This window comes from Gammaproteobacteria bacterium (assembly GCA_019911805.1).
Classification (GTDB): domain Bacteria; phylum Pseudomonadota; class Gammaproteobacteria; order Thiohalobacterales; family Thiohalobacteraceae; genus JAHJQQ01.
The window spans coordinates 1-17,091 of the sequence record JAIOJV010000071.1 but is presented as its reverse complement, the minus strand read 5'-3'; the positions used below and the strand labels follow the sequence as shown (position 1 = coordinate 17,091).

Sequence of the window (17,091 nt, the reverse complement as noted above, 5' to 3'; positions counted from 1 at the left end):
CGCACCTCACTCCGGGGCCGGAAAGGGTGCCTCCGGCCGCCCCTCGCCCTGCTGTGGAGCCGTGATTTCGCGCAGCCGCAGCGCATTCAACACCACCAATACCGAACTCGCCGACATGCCGATCGCCGCCATCCACGGTGCTATCCAGCCCATCGCGGCCAACGGTACCGCCAACACATTGTAGAGCAGCGCCCAGCCGAGGTTCTGGCGGATGATGCCGAGGGTACGGCGCGCCGCCCTCACGCCCACCGCCAGAGGCAGCAGGTGCTCTGACAGCAGCACCATGTCCGCGGCCACCGCCGCCAGGTGCGTGCCACTGCCCATGGCGACCGATACCTGCGCGGCCGCCAGCACCGGTGCGTCGTTCACGCCATCGCCGATCATGGCGACGATAGCGCCCTGCGACTGCAATGCCTGCAGCCGCGCCAGCTTGTCCGCTGGTTTCAGGCGTGCTGCGGCGACCGCGATGCCGAGCGTATCCGCCACCTGTCGCACCGGCCGTTCGCCGTCACCGCTCAACAACTGCACCTCGATCCCCAGCCGGCGCAGCTCGGTGACCGTCTCGGCGGCGCCGGCGCGCAGCGTGTCCTCGAACACGAAGCCCGCCAGCAGACCGCGTGGATCGGCGAGATAGACCACCGTGCCGACGGCCTCGCGCAGGGCCTCGGGCAGCGTCGGCGCGCGGCCACCCAGGCCGAGTGCGAACTCGTGGGTGCCGATGCGATAGAGCGTGCCCTGGATGCGGCCCTCGACACCCTCGCCCGGGACGGCACGCTGGTCGCTCGCCACCAGTCCGCCCGCCGCGCCGGCCGCGACCAGGGCGCGCCCCAACGGATGCTCCGAGCCCTGCTCCAGCGCCGCCGCCAGCGCCTGGCAGCGGTCGCGGGTGAGCGCACCCAGCCGTGTCACCTGGGTCAGCTGCAGGCGCCCCTCGGTCAGCGTGCCGGTCTTGTCGAACACGACGTGGGTGACGCGCGCCAGCGTCTCGAGTGCGTGGCTGCGCGTGGTCAGTACACCCAGTCGGGTCAGCGCGCCGGTGGCGGCGGTCAGCGCCACGGGGGTTGCCAGCGACAGCGCGCAGGGACAGGTGACCACCAGCACCGACAGGGTGATGGCGAAGGCACGCGCCGGCTCGACCTGCCACCAGTACCAGGCAACCGCACCCGCGAGCAGCAACAGGCCGAGGGTGAACCAGGCCGCCACGCGGTCCGCGACCTTGGCGACGTGCGGTTTTTCGCACTGGGCACGATCGAGCAGGCGCACGATGGACGACAGCACCGTGTCGGTACCGACCTTGTCGACCCGCATTACCAGCGGACTTTCGACATTGACCGTGCCACCGATCAAGGCATCTCCGGCACGGCGCGCCAACGGCAGGCTCTCGCCGGTGAGCAGCGCCTCGTCCACCGAGCTGATCCCCTCCAGCACGGTACCGTCGGCCGGCACGGTCTCGCCGGGCCGGATGCGCGTGCGATCGCCCGGCACCAGTTCGGCGACCGCGACCACCTCGTCGCCCTGCGCGCCGATGCGCGTCGCCGTCGCCGGCAGCAGGCGCACCAGTTCCTCCGCCGCCTGGCCCGCGCGGTGGCGCGCAATCATCTCCAGATAGCGCCCCGTCAGCAGAAAGAAGGTGAACATGGTCACCGAGTCGAAATAGACCTCGCCCGCGTCGATCACCGTATGCCAGACGCTGGCCGCGAAGGCGCCGCCGATGGCGAGCGACACCGGCACGTCCATGCCCAGCCGCCACCGTCGCAGGTCGCGCCAGGCGCTTTGAAAGAACGGGCGCGCGGCATACAGCAGTACCGGCAGCGCGATCAGCAGGCTCACCCAGCGCAGAAAGCGCGCCAGATCCGCGTCGATACCCTTGTAGTCACCGGCGTACAGCGCCACCGCCAGCATCATCACCTGCATCATGCCGAGGCCGGCGACGGCAATACGGCGCAGCGCCTGCCGACGCTCGCGTTTGAACACCTCCTCCTGCCGGCCGGGATCGAAGGGGTGGGCGATGTAGCCGATGGCGGCGATGGCGCCCAGGATGTCGCTCAGGTGGACGCGGCTGTCGTCCCACTTCACCCGTGCGCGATGGGTGGTGTAATTGACGTTGAACTCCACGACACCCGGCAAGCGGCCGATGTGCCGCTCGTTCAGCCACACGCAGGCCGCGCAGACGATGCCCTCGAGGATCAGCGACGCCTCGCGCAGCGCGTGCGGGTCGACATGGACGAAGGTCTGCTGGATCTCGTCGCGGTCGTAGAGCTCGAACTGGTGCAGCGCCTCGGGCACCAGTTCCCGGGCGGTACGCGAGGGCGCGGTGCGGTGGCGATAGTAATCGCCCAGACCGGCGGCGACGATACTCTCCGCCACGGCCTGGCAGCCCGGGCAGCACATGGCACGGGCGCGACCGTCGATCACCGTCCGATAGTGACTGCCAACGGGCACCGGCAGGCCACAGTGGAAACAACCGCTGTCGGTGCCCTCCGCCACCGGCGCGCTGCTGACGATCTCGGGCTGGATGCTGCTCATGTAAAAATAGTATCAGGACGGTACACCGCACGCGCGGCATGACGCCTGTCAGTCGGCGATGGAGGTGGTGCCACGGACCTCGTGAAGATCCGCACCACGCTGAATTTCCAGGACCAGCTGCCAGATACCCGGCACCGGCAGGGTGAACTCACCCCGATACTGACCCGGTGCCACCTCGGTCAACACGAACGGCTGATCCAGGCGTGTATCCGCGGGACGCAGGAAGGTACCGCTGACTTCGGCAGCCGCAATCGGCCGGTCGTCGCGGTCGGTAACGATGACCTGGAACAGACTGGGGTGACCTGCCCGGGCCTCGCCCAGCCAACCCTTGTGCACCTTCCAGCCGCGCGCCTGCTGCCGCTCGACCTGTTCGAGGTAGGCGTTATACAGCGCCTCTTTCTTCTGGAAGTCGTGCTGTACCACACCGGGAAACGCAGAACTGACGCCGCGCTGAGCCATCGGCGGCGGCAGCAACACGCGCGCCAGCGGCTCCGGCAACCCCTGGGTCGACACCACTACCAGCACCCCGTTGAACAGCACCAGCACGACGAAGAAGGCAATGATGATGGTCGGCGCCCAATGAAATCCCACCTTTTCGCCGGCGGCACGCTGGCCCATCACCAGTCCGAGCGCGTAGGCGACCAGCAGGTACACCGCCAGGTGCAGGGCCAGTACGTCCGCACCCGGCCAGATCAGGATCGCGTAGGGGACATAGAGTGCCACCGAGGCCAGCGCGACGATCAGCGCGGCCGGTTTGACCGCCATACGGACCACCCGGTGCAGCAGCAGGAACAACAGCAGCTGGGCGACGATGCCGACGGGCAGTGAGAGTAATGCCTGCATGACTCAGCGCGGCCCCGCGAGATGGAAATTCGCCGGCTGCTCGAGCGCCGGGATATCGAGATCGGCCGGTGGCCGCACGATGAAAGCGAATTCGCGCGACTTGGCGTCGCCACCCTGCGGCATGACCCGCACGCGCGCCAGCAGACGCATGCTCTGTTCCGGCACCAGCCTCAGGTGCGTCGGGTCCACCTGCCCCAGGTCCAGCTCGGCGTTCGCCAGGCCGGCGATCTCCAGTACGAAGGGTATGGCTTGATCGGTCTTGTTGTTGAGCTTGATCTCGTAGCTGTTCTGGATGCGGCCGTCGGACAGCTGTACGAACAGCGGCTGTCGTACCTGCGCGACAGTGAACTCCAGGGGTGCCGCGCCGAGGATGCTCATCACCAGCGCGGCGATGGCCGCCAGCAGTGCCACGCCATAACCGACGTTCTTGGCGGTGAACAGGCGGGTCTTCTCGCCCTGTTGCGCCTTCTCGGAGGTGTACTTGATCAGCCCCCGCGGCCAGTCCAGCGAATCCATGATGGTGTCGCAGGCATCGATACACAGTGCGCAGGAGATGCACTGATACTGCAGGCCGTCACGGATATCGATGCCGGCCGGGCAGACCTGCACGCAATAACCGCAGTCGATGCAGTCGCCCGCCCCCTGTGCTGCCCGCTCCTCGCGCGACTTGAAGCCACGTGCGACCTTGTGCCGTCCGGCCTCCCCCTCGCCGCGGCGCTCGTCGTAGGCGACGATCAGCGTGCTGCGATCGAACATCGCACCCTGGAAGCGCGAGTAGGGACACATGTAGGTGCAGACCTGCTCGCGTGCCAGCCCGGCCATCACGTACGTCGTCAGGGTAATGAACAACGTGGTGGCGTAGGCCGGGAAGGGCCCGGCACCGGTGAAGAAGGCATGGAACAGGTCGGGGGCATTGCCCCAATAGAGGGTGAAAGTGAATCCGGTCCAGAAGCCGACGCAGAGCCAGATGGTATGCGTCAGCACCTTCTTGGTGATCTTCTCCGCATTCCAGGGTTGCTTGTCCAGGCGGATACGTGCCGGCCGTTCACCCTGGACCAGGCGCTCGACCAGCACGAAGACATCGGTCCACAGCGTCTGAAAGCAGAAATAGCCACAGAACACGCGCCCGGCGATACCGGTGACGAAGAACAGCAGCAGGGCGGCGATCACCAGCAAGCCGGCGAGCCAGAAGATGTCCTGCGCGTGGACCACCAGATCGAAGAGGTAGAAGCGGCGTGCCTCGATGTCGAAGGATACTGCCTGGGGGATGCCGACGGCACGCTCCCAACGCACCCAGGGGAGCAGGAAGTAGACACCGTAGGCCAGGGCGAGGATGCCCCATTTGAGTGTGCGGAACCGTCCATGCACCGACCGTGGATAGATCGGGATGCGGGCCTGATAGAGCTCTTGTGAAGTGCCGCCGGTCATGAATCAATGCGACTAGCGAGGCCGGGCGTCGGGCACCGCGGCGGAGGCCGTTCACCTGCGCGCCGCACCCAAACGGTCACCCGGCGCTCATTCACTGCCCTCCGCCGAGTTCGTGCACGTAGACGGTGAGCAACTTGATCTGGGTGGCGTCCAGACGCCCCTGCCAGCCGGGCATGATACGGTGCACACCGTTGCGCACGACCGACTTGACCGCGGCGACATTACTCTTGAGGTCGGCCTGTCCCGACACGTCGGCGACGGTCCAGATGTTGTCGGTCAGGTCGGCTGCACCCTGGCTCTGCAGACCGGTACCGGCCGCCGTGTGACAGTAGTAGCAGCCGCCGGCATCGGTGGTGAACAGCTGCTTGCCACGCACCAGTTTGTCGGCAGCGACATCATAACCCGACAGGCTGAGCACGAAATTAGCGACGTCATCGATCTGCTCCTCGCTGAAGGTGCGGCCGAACGCAGGCATGTAACCGACACGGCCCTCGGCCAGCGTGGTCTGGATGTCCTCTACCGTGCCGCCCCACAGCCAGTCGTCATCGGCCAGATTGGGGAACAGGCCCATCACGCCGGTGCCACCACTGCCGTGACAGGCGGCGCAGTTGTCGCCGAACAGCCCCTTGGCGACGGAGCGCACGAAGGCCATCATGTCAGGGTCGGCGAGGATCTGGGCGTAACTGGCGGCGGCGACCTTCTCCATGTATTCCTTGCTGCGCAGCGCCTCCTTACCTTCCTGCATGTCCTTTATCAGGCGCGCGCGCGTGTTCCAGTGCGTGGTGTGCGGTTCGCCGTCCACCGTAAAGGTGATGGTATTCAGCAGCCCCTTGGTGTAAGTGCTGCCGACGGGCCAGGCGGGATAGATGATCCAGTAGATGATGGCGAACAGCACCGTGCCGTAGAAGCTCCACAGCCACCAGCGCGGCAGCGGGTTATTGAACTCCTGAATATCGCCATCCCAGGCATGCCCGGTGGTCTGAACCGCGCCCTGCTGCTTTGTCTTTGCTTCACTCATTGCTTATCTACCTTGCGTTTACCCGCCGACCCCGCGTCGTCCCGCCCGGAGGTCTCGTCGTCGGCGAACGGGATGTATTTGTATGACTCCAGTCGCGCGCGGCGCTTCTTGCCCGTCAGCACGTACAGCAGGATCGCGCAAAAGGCCACGAAGAAGATCAGCAGCGCAACGATCTTGCTGTTCTCCAACCGGCCGATCCATTGCAACAGTTCCGTCATGCGCCTCGACCGCCCCCCTGTGGCCGACGGGCCTCAGCGGAACCCCGCGAAGTAACCTTCGTCGTATTTGCTGAAATCCACCATCGTGCCGAGCATCTGCAGATAGGCCACCAATGCATCCATCTCGGTGAGGCGACTCTGATCACCATCGTAGTTGCCCGTTTGCGCCTGCTGCACCAGGTGCTGCTCGGCACGCAGGATATTCAGGCTGTCGGCGACCGCCTGACCAAATTTGGTGACATTGGCGGCGTATTCATCCTCGGTCTCCGAGTACGGCACGCCGGCGGTCTTGAGCGCACGCATGCGGGCGGCGATATCGGCGTAGTTCAGCGGCTCCATCAGCCAGGGATAGCCGGGCATGATGGACTCCGGCACGACCTCGCGTGGATCGATCAGGTGCGCGACATGCCACTCGTTGGAGTACTTGTTGCCGACGCGCGCCAGATCGGGGCCGGTGCGCTTGGAACCCCACTGGAAGGGGTGGTCGTACTGACTCTCGGCCGCCAGCGAATAGTGTCCGTAGCGCAGTATCTCGTCGCGGAACGGGCGGATCATCTGCGAATGACACAGATAGCAGCCTTCACGCTGATAGATATCGCGACCACGCAGTTCCAGCGGGGTGTACGGGCGTACACCATCCACCTTCTCGACGGTGCCGTCGATATAGAACAACGGAACGATCTCGACCAGACCGCCGATGGAGATCACCACCATCGTCAGGGCGATCAGCAGGCCGGAGTTGGTTTCGATGCTTTCGTGCTTGAACTTCACGTCTCGTTCTCCTCGCGCTTACGCCTGGGCCAGCTTGGTCGCCAGTTTGGCCTCGATCGCGCCGGCCTCCTGTTTGGCTCGACGAATGGTCATGCCGAGGTTGTAGGTCATCACCAGCATGCCGGCGATAAAGAAGCCGCCGCCCAGTGCGCGTACGACATACGGCTTATGCAGGAAGGTCACGGTCTCGATGAAGGTGTAGGCCAGCGAGCCGAAATCATCGAAGGCGCGCAACAGCAGTCCCTGGCCGATGCCGGCCACCCACAGGGCGGTGATGTAGAGCACGATGCCGATGGTGGCGAGGTAGAAGTGTATGTATACCAGCCGCTGACTGTACAACTTGGTGTCGTACAGGCGGGGAACCATATGGTACAGCGAGCCGAAGGTCACCAGCGCCACCCAGCCCAGTGCGCCGGAATGCACATGACCAACCGTCCAGTCGGTGTAGTGCGACAGGGCATTCACGCTCTTCAGCGACAACAGCGGGCCTTCGAAGGTCGACATGCCGTAGAACGACAGTGATGTGATCAAAAACAGCATGATCGGGTCGGTGCGCAGTTTGTTCCAGGCACCCGACAGCGTCATGATGCCATTGATCATGCCGCCCCAGGACGGCAGCAGCAGCATGATGGAGAAGGTCGCGGCCAGGGTGGAGGTCCAGTCCGGCAGCGCCGTCCAGTGCAGGTGGTGCGCACCCACCCACATGTACAGGAAGATCAACGCCCAGAAGTGGATGATGGACAGGCGGTAGGAATACACCGGACGGCCCGCCTGCTTGGGCACGAAGTAATACATCATGCCGAGGAAGGCCGCAGTCAGGAAGAAGCCCACGGCGTTATGGCCGTACCACCACTGGGTCATGGCGTCCTGCACGCCCGAGAACAGGGAGTAGGACTTCATGGTGAACAGCCCGACCGGCACGGCCAGGTTGTTGAAGATATGCAGAATGGCCGTCGCCAGGATGAAGGCCATATAGAACCAGTTGGCGACATAGATGTGCGGCTGGGAACGGCGCCGCAGGGTCTGAGCATAGACCCAGAAGTAGGTGACCCACACGGCGGTGATGAGCAGGTCGATCGGCCACTCGAACTCGGCGTATTCCCGGGACTGGGTGTGACCGAGCATGTAGCTCACCGCGCCCAGGGCGACGGCCGCCTGCCAGCCCCAGAAGGTGAAGTTGGACAGCCCATCACTGAACAGGCGCGCCTGGCAGGTGCGCTGCACCACATAATAGGAGGTGGCGAACAGGGCGCTGCCGCCGAAGCCGAACAGCACCAGGGTGGTGTGCACCGGTCGCAGGCGTCCGAAGGTGATCTCCGCGATACCCAGATTCAGCGCGGGATAGGCCAACTCGAGCGCGGCGTAGAGTCCCGCCGCCATACCCAGCACACCCCAGACCAGCGTCATGATTGCGAACTTGCGGATCACCGCATAGTTGTATTGTTGCGTACCAGCGACTGCACCGTGAGCCATAGCTAAGCCTCGTTCTCGCTTTGGGGTGTCGGTGCACGGGGCCCCAGGCACCGAAGGAAAATATCAGCAGATTCTAATGTGACATGCCGCTTCACGCAAACATGTCGAAAGAATAACGGTCTAGCGACCCTCGCGTGGGGCACACAGGGCCGCTAAGCGCTTAAAGAAACACGGAACTCCAAGGATAGACGACCGGCGAAGTGCGTTATTCCCGAGCCCTGGTCCACGCCCCCGGGAGGGGGAAGGGGCCGGCAGACGCAAACCTCACAGGAGCAGGTCGGTGATCCAGCCCATGTGGTGGTCGACGAGCAGCAGGGCGAAAATGCCCATGAGGTAGAGGATGGAATAGCCGAAGGTCGGCATGGCCGCCGCATCGCTGCGCATCAGCCGCAGCGCGTGCCGCAGGAAACCGGCACCAAGCACCAACGCGCCGCCCAGGTAGAAGAGTCCGCTCATGTGGGTGGCATAGGGCATGACGCTGACCGGCACCAGCAGGATGGTGTAGAGCAGGACCTGCAGGCGGGTGAAGTCGACACCGTGCGTCACCGGCAGCATGGGGATGTCGACGGCCGCATATTCGCTGCGGCGATGGATCGCCAGCGCCCAGAAGTGCGGTGGCGTCCAGACGAAGATGATCAGGAACAGCAGCAGGGCGTGGGGATCGACCTGGCCGGTGACCGCGACCCAGCCCAGCACCGGTGGCGCCGCACCGGCGGCGCCGCCGATGACGATGTTCTGCGGCGTGGCACGCTTCAGGTACATGGTGTAGATCACCGCATAACCGATCAACGACAGGAAGGTCAGCACGGCGGTCAGCACGTTCACGAAGGCGACCAGCAGGAACAGGCCGAGCGCGCCCAGCGACAAGGCGACCTGCAGACAGTCGCGGGGATTCACGTGCCCGGTCGGCAAGGGCCGGTTACGGGTGCGGGCCATGCGTGCATCGATACGGTGATCGACCAGGTGGTTGATCGCTGCGGCAGATGCCGCCGCCAACCCGATACCCAGGGTGCCGAAGATCAGCGGCTGCAACGGCACCATGCCGGGCGTCGCCATGAACATGCCGACCACCGCCGTGAAGACGATGAGTGCAACGATCTTGAGCTTGCACAGGACGACATAGTCGCGCCAGGCCAGACCATGGCCCTGCATCGGCGCCGCCGCATTGATATGTTCCGTCATCCCATTGCCCCCCGTCCGGTCGTCATTCCACCCACCACGTCAGCGCAGCGCGATCACCCGACAGTGGAGATACGCAGCAGCCGCTCCAGATCCTTCACCATGCCGCGTGCAGTGGCATCGGCGCCGTACTCCAACATCAGATTACCCAGGGGGTCGATCAGATAGACCCTCCCCGGCACCGGGATTTCACTGCCGGTACCGGCCGATTCCGGCTGTACCACCGCCAATCCCGGGTAGTGTCGCCGCACCTCCGCGACCCAGGCCGGTGATGCAGCATCCAGGATCAGCAGTCGCTGCACGCGATCGATGTTCTTGCCCTGCGCAAGCCGCACCTGGCGCAGCACATAGAGCGTCTGATAGCAGTCGTCGGTGCATTCACCCGCAATGCGATAGGTCAGCGTCCATTTGCCGCCGAGCCACTGCGGGCCCACGGACCTGCCCTCCGGATCGCGCCAGCCGGCCAGGTGCACGGGGATGACCGGCTCGATCAGGCGCCCGTGATTGGTGGTCGCCCCGGGCACCCAGTCCGTGACGAAATTCATCACCCAGGCCAACACCACCGGCAGGGCGAATACCGCAAACACCCCGATCAGCATCAACCGCGATCTGCGAATTCGCACTGCGCTCACGGCTTCCATCTCCATCGCTCCGCCGTTCATTCCGAGTCCCGCCCCTGCTGTTCGCCCGCGCCGTCCGGGCGTTCGATGTTGACCCACAGATACAGCATCGCCAGCACCAGGGCCAGCGCGAACCACTGCACCGCATAGCCGACATGCCGCTCCGGCCCGAAGACCACCGGATGCCAGTCGCGTACGAAGCCGGCCGGATCCGCCGGATCGAGCAGCAGCAGCGCCGGCAGCAGCGGCACACCCAACTGTTCGGCCTGTACCGGCAGGCGCACCCGCTGCAGTACCTTTGGCCAACCCGGGTCGCGACCCTCGCCTTCGCCCAGCATGAATACGTGTTCGGGCGGAAAATCGATCAGCCCCGCGAGCGTCACCGGCGCAGCAGCGTCTGGCAATGGCAGCGCCGGCAGATCCTCACGCGTGGCACCCTGCGGTACCCAGCCGCGGTTGACCAGGATGGCGTGGTCGGACTGCGCCAGGCGCAGCGGTGTCAGCACGAAATACCCGACCCGGCCCTGGTGGATGCGGTTGTCGAGCAGGAACTGGTGCTCAGCGTCGAAGCGGCCCCGCACCTGCGCGCGCCGGAAGCGCCAGTCCGGCCCAAGCCGGAAATCCTCGTTCAGCCGTACCGGCGCATCCAGCGGCAGATCGCCATAGGCTGCGAGCAGTTCCCGCTTCTGTTCGGCCCGGCTCAGTTGCCAGAAGCCCAGCGTCACCAGCAGGGCCAGGAGCACCAGCGTCACGACAGTGGGCCACAGGCCGGGACGGAACACGACACCTCCCATGCGCACCACCACCTCGCCGACCTCCATCTGCTCCGCTATACTCGAACCCTGCTCTCAGCCGCGGACACCCGCATGCTGCTGAAGATATTCATCGTCCTGATACTCATCGCCATCCTCGGCAGTCTGGCCAGCGGCCTGATCTTTCTGATCAAGGACAATGGCCGGAGCACCCGCACCGTCAAGGCGCTGACCTGGCGCATCGGCCTCTCCGTATTCCTGTTTCTGATGCTGATGCTCGGCATCTACACCGGTGCCATCCAACCGCATGGTGTCGGCGGACCCTGACACGCCCGCGCCCGCATCAAAGCAGATACACGAAGATAAACAGCCCCAGCCAGACCACGTCCACGAAGTGCCAGTACCAGGCCACGGCCTCGAAGCCGAAGTGCTGCTGGGGCGTGAAGTGTCCCTTCACACAGCGCAGCATGATGACCGTCAGCATGATTGCACCGACCGTCACGTGGAAACCGTGGAAACCGGTCAGCATGAAGAATGTCGAGCCGTAGATACCGGAGTGCAGCGTCAGGTTGTGGTGCTCGCTGTAGGCCTGACCGTACTCGTAGACCTGGAAGCCGAGGAAGGTCGCGCCCAGCGCGATCGTCGCCAGCATCCACAGCACCAGCGGGCCGCGACTGCCCTTCTTCAGCGCCCAGTGTGCGATGGTAATGGTCACCCCCGAAGACAGCAGCAACAGCGTGTTCAGCGCCGGGATCTTCCAGGGATCGAGCACGCTGAAATCGCCGCCGGCCTTGGCCGGGCCGTTGGTCGGCCAGGTCGCCTCATAACCCTGCCAGAGCAGTTCATGGGTACCCGGATCGCCGCCACCCAGCCACGGTACCGAGTACGTGCGCGCATAGAACAGTGCGCCGAAGAAGGCCGCGAAGAACATCACCTCCGAGAAGATGAACCAACTCATACCCCAGCGGAATGATTTGTCGACCTGGTCGTCGTACAGGTTTGCCTCGCCTTCGCGGATGACCGTGCCGAACCAGCCGAACAGCATGAACACGAGGATCGCCACGCCCGCCAGCAGCATGGTCATGCCAAACCCGGCACCATTGAGATAGGACGCGAAACCCACCACCATGGTCGTCAGGCCCACTGAACCCACCAGCGGCCAATGACTGCTGTGGGGGACATAATAGCCACCATGCGCTTCACTCATGCCTCGGTCCTCTCGTTGGTTGTTTTTCCAGTGCCGTATTCCAATCCGTACTAAGGCGCCCCACTGTCGGCCCCACTGTCGGTACCCAGGCGCTCGAACCGGGCCTGTGCGGGCGTCGCCGCGCCCGAATCGAAGAAGGTGTAGGACAGGGTCACCACCGCGTACTTCTCGGGCAGTTCCGGATCGAGCACAAAGCGTACCGGCATCCAGCGCCCCTCCCCGCCGTCGAAGCGTTGTTCCGTGAAGCAGAAGCACTCGGTCTTCTGGAAGTGACGGGCCGCGAGCCCGGGGGTGACGCTGGGCACGGCATGGCCGAGCATGGTGCCGGCGGTGCGGTTGCGGGCGTAGAAGCGAGTGGTATAGGCCTTGCCCGGATGCACCTCCATATGGGCCACCTCCGGGCGGAAGTCCCAGGGAAGGTTCTCATTGAGGTTGGCGATGAACTCCACCGTCACGGTGCGATCGGTGTCGATCGTGTAATCCCGCGCCTGCGCGGCCGTTGCGGCGGTTTTGCCATTCAGGCCGGTGATGTCGCAGAAGACGTCATAGAATGGCACCATCGCGAAACCGAAGCCGAACATCCCCAGCGTCACCAACAGCAGCCGCCACGTGGTCCTGCGGACGCCGCCCCCGGAACTCACCGGAACCCCCCGGCGGTCGTCCAGATGAACAACCCCAGAATCGCCAGCGCGACTGCTGCCAGAATCAGGGCCAGACGCACATTGGCCCGACGCAATTTGGGATCCTGATCCATCGCCATACCCTCGCTTTCGCTTGCGGCGATCATGTCACGTTCATTTGACGTCCGGCGCCGTCGTGAAACTGTGGTAGGGCGGTGGAGACGACAACGTCCACTCCAACCCTTCCGCACCCTCCCATACCTGATCGGTCGCCTTCACCCCGCCACGGATCGTCTGAATGACGATATAGACGAACAGAAGCTGCGTGAGGCCGAAGGCGAAGCCGCCCAGCGAGGAGAGCATATTGAACTCCGCGAACTGGATGGAATAGTCCGGGATGCGACGCGGCATGCCGGCCAGCCCCAGGAAATGCTGCGGGAAGAACAGCACGTTCACGAAGATGGCCGACATCCAGAAGTGCCACTTGCCGAGCGTCTCGTTGTACCTGTGCCCCGTCCACTTCGGCAACCAGTAGTAAGCCGCCGCCATGATCGCGAACAAGGCGCCGGTGACCAGCACATAATGGAAATGTGCCACGACGAAATAGGTGTCCTGATATTGGAAGTCCGCAGGGACGAGGGCCAGCATCACCCCGGAGAACCCACCGATGGTGAACAAGACCACGAAGGCGAGCGCGAACAGCATCGGGGTTTCAAAGGTCATCGATCCCCTCCACATGGTCGACACCCAGTTGAACACCTTCACACCGGTCGGCACCGCAATCAGCATGGTGGCGTACATGAAGAACAGCTCACCGGCCAGCGGCATGCCGACCGTGAACATGTGGTGCGCCCAGACGAGAAACGACAGGAAGGCGATGGAGGCGATCGCGTATACCATCGAGCTGTAGCCGAACAGTGGCTTGCGTGCGAAGGTCGGGATGATCTGCGACACGATGCCGAAAGCCGGCAGGATCATGATGTAAACCTCGGGGTGCCCGAAAAACCAGAAGATGTGCTGATACATCACCGGGTCGCCACCCCCCCCGGCCGCGAAGAAGCTGGTCCCGAAGAACTTGTCCGTGAGCAGCATGGTCACCGCGCCCGCCAGCACCGGCATCACCGCAATCAGCAGATAGGCCGTGATCAGCCAGCTCCACACGAACATCGGCATCTTCATCAGCGTCATGCCGGGTGCACGCATATTGAGGATGGTGACGACGATATTGATCGCCCCCATGACCGACGAGATGCCCATCAAATGAATGGCAAAGATCACGAACGGGAAGGCATTTCCGGTCTGCAGCATCAGCGGCGGGTACATGGTCCAGCCACCGGCCGGCCCGCCGCCGGCCATGAACAACGTCGACAGCAGGATCGCGAAGGCGAATGGCAGGATCCAGAACGACCAGTTGTTCATACGCGGGAGCGCCATGTCCGGCGCACCGATCATCATCGGGATGAGCCAGTTGGCCAGACCCACGAACGCCGGCATGATCGCACCGAAGATCATGACCAGCCCGTGCATGGTGGTCATGGAATTGAAGAACATCGGTTCGACCACCTGCAGACCCGGCTGGAACAGTTCGGCACGGATGACCATCGCCATGCTGCCGCCGACGAAGAACATCAGGAGCGAGAACAGCAGATACAGCGTGCCGATGTCCTTGTGGTTGGTCGTGAACAGCCAGCGGGACAGGCCTCTGGCCGGCGCGTGCCCGTGTGCATCATGTACAGCTGCTGCAGTACTCATCGACTTTCTCCTCCTCGGAAACCGTTACCGGGCAGCCTTGACATCGGCCGGCTGGACGACATCGCCCGTGTCGTTGCCCCAGGCATTGCGCTCGTAGGTGATCACGGCGGCAAGATCGGCGTCATTGAGCTGGCTGCCGAAGGCCGCCATCGCGGTACCGCTCTTGCCATGCAGCACGATGTCGAGATGCCCCGGCACCGGGCCGGTGGCGATCACGCCGCCCTTGAGGGCGGGAAAGGCGCCGGGCACACCCTCACCGTTGGCCTGATGACAGGCCGCGCAATTGGCCGTAAAGACCTTCTCACCGCGCGCCATCAACTCGTCCTTGGAGAATTCACGGTCCGAATCCGCAGCCGCGACGGCAGACGCCTGCTGCTGGTCGGCCAGCCACTGGTCGTAGTCGGGCTGCTCCTTGGCGACCACCACGATGGGCATGAAACCGTGGTCCTTGCCGCACAGTTCGGCGCACTGCCCGCGGTAGGTCCCGGGCGTATCGACGTTGATCCACATCTCGTTGACGAAGCCGGGGATCGCATCTTTTTTCATGCCGAAAACAGGGACCCACCAGGAGTGGATGACATCGTTCGCCGTGATGAGCAGACGCACCTTCTTGTTCACCGGCACCACCATGGGATGGTCGACTTCGAGCAGGTAGTGGGGATTCTTTTCGGCCCGGTTGAAGATCTCGTCCTTGGGCGTCGACAGGGTGCTGAAGAAGCCCACGCCGTCATCCAGGTAGTCGTAGCGCCATTTCCACTGATACCCGGTCACCTTGATGCTGACGTCGGCGTTGCGGGTGTCCTCCATGGCGATCAGCGTCTTGGTGGCAGGAATCGCCATGCCGATCAGGATCAGAAAGGGGACGATGGTCCAGAGAACCTCGACGACGGTGCTTTCGTGGAATTTGGCGGCGACCGCACCCTTGCTCTTGCGGTGCCTGATGATGGAGTAGAACATCGCGCTGAACACCACGATGCCGATCGCAACGCACACCCACAAGACCAGCATGTGCAGATCGAAGACCTCGCGACTGATCGGCGTGACCCCTCGCGGGAGGTTCAGATCGTAGGCCGCATCCGCCAATCCGGCCGCCGACATGAGGCCGAACCCCGCCAGCACCCGGGGCACGCCCCGGGGCACTCCCAGTTTCGTTCTCGCAGACATGCCCTTCTCTCTCCTTTGTCGAATTTCAATTTTTGCTTTTGAACATTCGTCGAGTCGGGCCGCCTCGCAACCACTACAAAGCGGCGGACAATGGAATCGGCGATCGGATAATTTGGTGTCTCCGGTGTACGGGACCGCGGCGGCCGGCCGGCGCGCTGGGGCGGAGACTGTTGTGCAGGTGCGACAGACCCGGGGCGCAGGTGCCCCCCACACGGACGCGCGACACGGCACACGCGCCACCGAGGGTCCGAGTGAAAGCGAGGTAAGGCAGGGAGATCATCATGTCCGGGTGCACCAGCGCGGTGCCGTCCCGGGACCGGGAATCGTTTGGTTGGAAGACCGCGGCGTGCGCCGCCCCTCCGGTTCTGCTGCTGTCACGCCTGGCCCCTTTTGATCCGCAACCATCGTTACTTATTGTGAGAATTCGATTGCTGAAGAATGCTAGACGATACCTCTTTAAGGCGCAAGCAAATGTCAATTTGTTACGCTAAACATGTGCTGCAGCAATACCTTACAGAATATGTACACAAAACATTAGCACATAATAATATTTGTGATTGCTTGGGAGATTCGCTGAATACGGCCTATTGGCAGCTGGCGCAAGCGAAACCAGCATTTCAGCCAATCAGCCCATAGATCTAATTGATTTAACTGATTTTATCGAATCTCATCCGGAAACAATGCGGAAGCCGGTCGTGGACGACGGCAACATACGCCGGACGCACGCCGCGTGCCGACGCGGCGTCAGACCGTGTCCGGCAGAGAGAGATGGTCGGCGAAAGCCGCGGGCGGCGTCGTTGCATCCCAGGGCAGGTACCCCAGCAGCGGTGCATTCAGGCGTGCCTGCAGCGAGCGGACATTGGCATCCGCCTCCGCAAACGTCGGGTCCACCTGGTTAGCCACCCAACCGGCCAGTGGGACCCCGTGGGTGTCGATCGCCGCCGCCGTCAGCAGGGCGTGATTGAGGCAGCCCAGGCGCAGGCCCACGACCAGGATCACCGGCAACCCCAGCGCCGTGGCGAGATCGGCGACGGTCTCGCGCTCGTTGAGCGGCACCTGCCAACCGCCCACGCCCTCCACCACGACCCAGGCGGGTCGCAGCGCCGCGATGCCGTCACAGATCCTCTGTACATCGATGACCGTACCGGCCTGTGCGGCTGCCAGGTGTGGCGCCACTGGCGCCGCGAAGGCATAGGGATTGACCTGTGGGTAGGACAGCGCACGGACACTGGCCGCCTGCAGGGCAAGGGCATCGGCGTTGCGCGGCCCGGCGGCAGTCGTGTCACAGCCGCTCGCCACCGGTTTGAAACCCAGGGCCGGCCACCCCCGACGGCGCAGCGCGTGCAGCAAAGCGACGGCGACGCGCGTCTTGCCGATGCCGGTATCCGTGCCGGTGATGAAATAGCCGCGCACCCCGCCCCCTTGCGTAGATCCGACGCCGGCCTTTGCCGTCGTCAGGGTCGTGCTGGTCTGTTGCGGCCACGGAGTGCCGCGACCGGCACCCGCACGCCGTCCCCGGC

The 17,091-nt window shown here is 64.0% G+C and carries 17 protein-coding genes; 1 reads left to right on the top strand and 16 read right to left on the bottom strand.

Going from position 1 to position 17,091, the window contains the following annotated elements; genetic code table 11:
* Nucleotides 1-6: 6 nt before the first annotated feature.
* The 10 genes from cadA to K8I04_07560 all read right to left on the bottom strand — a co-directional run bounded on the left by cadA (nucleotide 7) and on the right by K8I04_07560 (nucleotide 10,897).
* A complete protein-coding gene (gene cadA, locus K8I04_07605; GenBank protein MBZ0071575.1) occupies nucleotides 7-2,526 on the bottom strand; it encodes a cadmium-translocating P-type ATPase in 2,520 nt (839 codons plus the stop codon).
* Between the two features lie 48 nt (nucleotides 2,527-2,574).
* Nucleotides 2,575-3,369 (bottom strand): FixH family protein, encoded by a 795-nt coding sequence (locus K8I04_07600; protein ID MBZ0071574.1) that lies wholly within the window; start codon nucleotides 3,367-3,369, stop codon nucleotides 2,575-2,577.
* A 3-nt stretch (nucleotides 3,370-3,372) separates the two neighbouring features.
* Nucleotides 3,373-4,797, bottom strand: coding sequence for a cytochrome c oxidase accessory protein CcoG (ccoG, locus tag K8I04_07595; GenBank protein MBZ0071573.1), 1,425 nt, complete (start codon nucleotides 4,795-4,797; stop codon nucleotides 3,373-3,375).
* Nucleotides 4,798-4,888: 91 nt separating this feature from the next.
* On the bottom strand, nucleotides 4,889-5,815 hold the full coding sequence (gene ccoP / locus K8I04_07590) for a cytochrome-c oxidase, cbb3-type subunit III (GenBank protein MBZ0071572.1): 927 nt from the start codon (nucleotides 5,813-5,815) through the stop codon (nucleotides 4,889-4,891).
* On the bottom strand, nucleotides 5,812-6,033 hold the full coding sequence (locus tag K8I04_07585) for a cbb3-type cytochrome c oxidase subunit 3 (GenBank protein ID MBZ0071571.1): 222 nt from the start codon (nucleotides 6,031-6,033) through the stop codon (nucleotides 5,812-5,814). The genes ccoP and K8I04_07585 overlap by 4 nt, the downstream gene beginning before the upstream one ends.
* 33 nt (nucleotides 6,034-6,066) lie before the next feature.
* On the bottom strand, nucleotides 6,067-6,804 hold the full coding sequence (gene ccoO / locus K8I04_07580) for a cytochrome-c oxidase, cbb3-type subunit II (GenBank protein MBZ0071570.1): 738 nt from the start codon (nucleotides 6,802-6,804) through the stop codon (nucleotides 6,067-6,069).
* Nucleotides 6,805-6,822: 18 nt separating this feature from the next.
* Entirely contained in the window at nucleotides 6,823-8,277 is a 1,455-nt protein-coding gene (ccoN, locus tag K8I04_07575) for a cytochrome-c oxidase, cbb3-type subunit I (GenBank protein ID MBZ0071569.1), read from the bottom strand.
* A 264-nt stretch (nucleotides 8,278-8,541) separates the two neighbouring features.
* Entirely contained in the window at nucleotides 8,542-9,459 is a 918-nt protein-coding gene (cyoE, locus tag K8I04_07570; GenBank protein ID MBZ0071568.1) for a heme o synthase, read from the bottom strand.
* 53 nt (nucleotides 9,460-9,512) lie between these two features.
* Nucleotides 9,513-10,088: a hypothetical protein gene (locus tag K8I04_07565; GenBank protein ID MBZ0071567.1), complete on the bottom strand. Its 576-nt coding sequence runs from the start codon at nucleotides 10,086-10,088 to the stop codon at nucleotides 9,513-9,515.
* A gap of 26 nt (nucleotides 10,089-10,114) precedes the next feature.
* Complete coding sequence (locus K8I04_07560; protein MBZ0071566.1) at nucleotides 10,115-10,897, bottom strand: SURF1 family protein; 783 nt, start codon at nucleotides 10,895-10,897, stop codon at nucleotides 10,115-10,117.
* A gap of 45 nt (nucleotides 10,898-10,942) precedes the next feature.
* Here K8I04_07560 and K8I04_07555 point away from each other — a divergent pair, with 45 nt between their 5' ends.
* Complete coding sequence (locus K8I04_07555) at nucleotides 10,943-11,155, top strand: twin transmembrane helix small protein (protein ID MBZ0071565.1); 213 nt, start codon at nucleotides 10,943-10,945, stop codon at nucleotides 11,153-11,155.
* A 16-nt stretch (nucleotides 11,156-11,171) separates the two neighbouring features.
* Here the strand turns inward: K8I04_07555 and K8I04_07550 are convergent, their stop codons facing one another.
* The 6 genes from K8I04_07550 to bioD form a co-directional block, all read right to left on the bottom strand.
* The gene (locus K8I04_07550) at nucleotides 11,172-12,035 is read right to left on the bottom strand and encodes a cytochrome c oxidase subunit 3 (protein ID MBZ0071564.1); all 864 of its coding nucleotides are present in this window, start codon (nucleotides 12,033-12,035) and stop codon (nucleotides 11,172-11,174) included.
* A gap of 50 nt (nucleotides 12,036-12,085) precedes the next feature.
* Entirely contained in the window at nucleotides 12,086-12,616 is a 531-nt protein-coding gene (locus K8I04_07545; protein ID MBZ0071563.1) for a cytochrome c oxidase assembly protein, read from the bottom strand.
* A 56-nt stretch (nucleotides 12,617-12,672) separates the two neighbouring features.
* A complete protein-coding gene (locus tag K8I04_07540) occupies nucleotides 12,673-12,822 on the bottom strand; it encodes a hypothetical protein (GenBank protein ID MBZ0071562.1) in 150 nt (49 codons plus the stop codon).
* Nucleotides 12,823-12,829: 7 nt separating this feature from the next.
* On the bottom strand, nucleotides 12,830-14,407 hold the full coding sequence (gene ctaD, locus K8I04_07535) for a cytochrome c oxidase subunit I (GenBank protein ID MBZ0071561.1): 1,578 nt from the start codon (nucleotides 14,405-14,407) through the stop codon (nucleotides 12,830-12,832).
* A gap of 24 nt (nucleotides 14,408-14,431) precedes the next feature.
* Nucleotides 14,432-15,571, bottom strand: coding sequence for a cytochrome c oxidase subunit II (gene coxB / locus K8I04_07530; protein ID MBZ0071560.1), 1,140 nt, complete (start codon nucleotides 15,569-15,571; stop codon nucleotides 14,432-14,434).
* Nucleotides 15,572-16,315: 744 nt separating this feature from the next.
* Complete coding sequence (bioD, locus tag K8I04_07525) at nucleotides 16,316-16,984, bottom strand: dethiobiotin synthase (GenBank protein MBZ0071559.1); 669 nt, start codon at nucleotides 16,982-16,984, stop codon at nucleotides 16,316-16,318.
* Nucleotides 16,985-17,091 lie beyond the last annotated feature (107 nt).

Coding starts and splice junctions, on each gene's coding strand:
- K8I04_07540 (MBZ0071562.1), bottom strand. CDS start 12,822: ATGATCGCCGCAAGCGAAAGCGAGGGTATGGCGATGGATCAGGATCCC.
- coxB (MBZ0071560.1), bottom strand. CDS start 15,571: ATGTCTGCGAGAACGAAACTGGGAGTGCCCCGGGGCGTGCCCCGGGTG.
- K8I04_07555 (MBZ0071565.1), top strand. CDS start 10,943: ATGCTGCTGAAGATATTCATCGTCCTGATACTCATCGCCATCCTCGGC.
- K8I04_07560 (MBZ0071566.1), bottom strand. CDS start 10,897: ATGGAGGTCGGCGAGGTGGTGGTGCGCATGGGAGGTGTCGTGTTCCGT.
- cadA (MBZ0071575.1), bottom strand. CDS start 2,526: ATGAGCAGCATCCAGCCCGAGATCGTCAGCAGCGCGCCGGTGGCGGAG.
- cyoE (MBZ0071568.1), bottom strand. CDS start 9,459: ATGACGGAACATATCAATGCGGCGGCGCCGATGCAGGGCCATGGTCTG.
- K8I04_07550 (MBZ0071564.1), bottom strand. CDS start 12,035: ATGAGTGAAGCGCATGGTGGCTATTATGTCCCCCACAGCAGTCATTGG.
- K8I04_07585 (MBZ0071571.1), bottom strand. CDS start 6,033: ATGACGGAACTGTTGCAATGGATCGGCCGGTTGGAGAACAGCAAGATC.
- ccoN (MBZ0071569.1), bottom strand. CDS start 8,277: ATGGCTCACGGTGCAGTCGCTGGTACGCAACAATACAACTATGCGGTG.
- K8I04_07600 (MBZ0071574.1), bottom strand. CDS start 3,369: ATGCAGGCATTACTCTCACTGCCCGTCGGCATCGTCGCCCAGCTGCTG.
- K8I04_07545 (MBZ0071563.1), bottom strand. CDS start 12,616: ATGTTCGGCTTCGGTTTCGCGATGGTGCCATTCTATGACGTCTTCTGC.
- ccoG (MBZ0071573.1), bottom strand. CDS start 4,797: ATGACCGGCGGCACTTCACAAGAGCTCTATCAGGCCCGCATCCCGATC.
- ccoP (MBZ0071572.1), bottom strand. CDS start 5,815: ATGAGTGAAGCAAAGACAAAGCAGCAGGGCGCGGTTCAGACCACCGGG.
- ctaD (MBZ0071561.1), bottom strand. CDS start 14,407: ATGAGTACTGCAGCAGCTGTACATGATGCACACGGGCACGCGCCGGCC.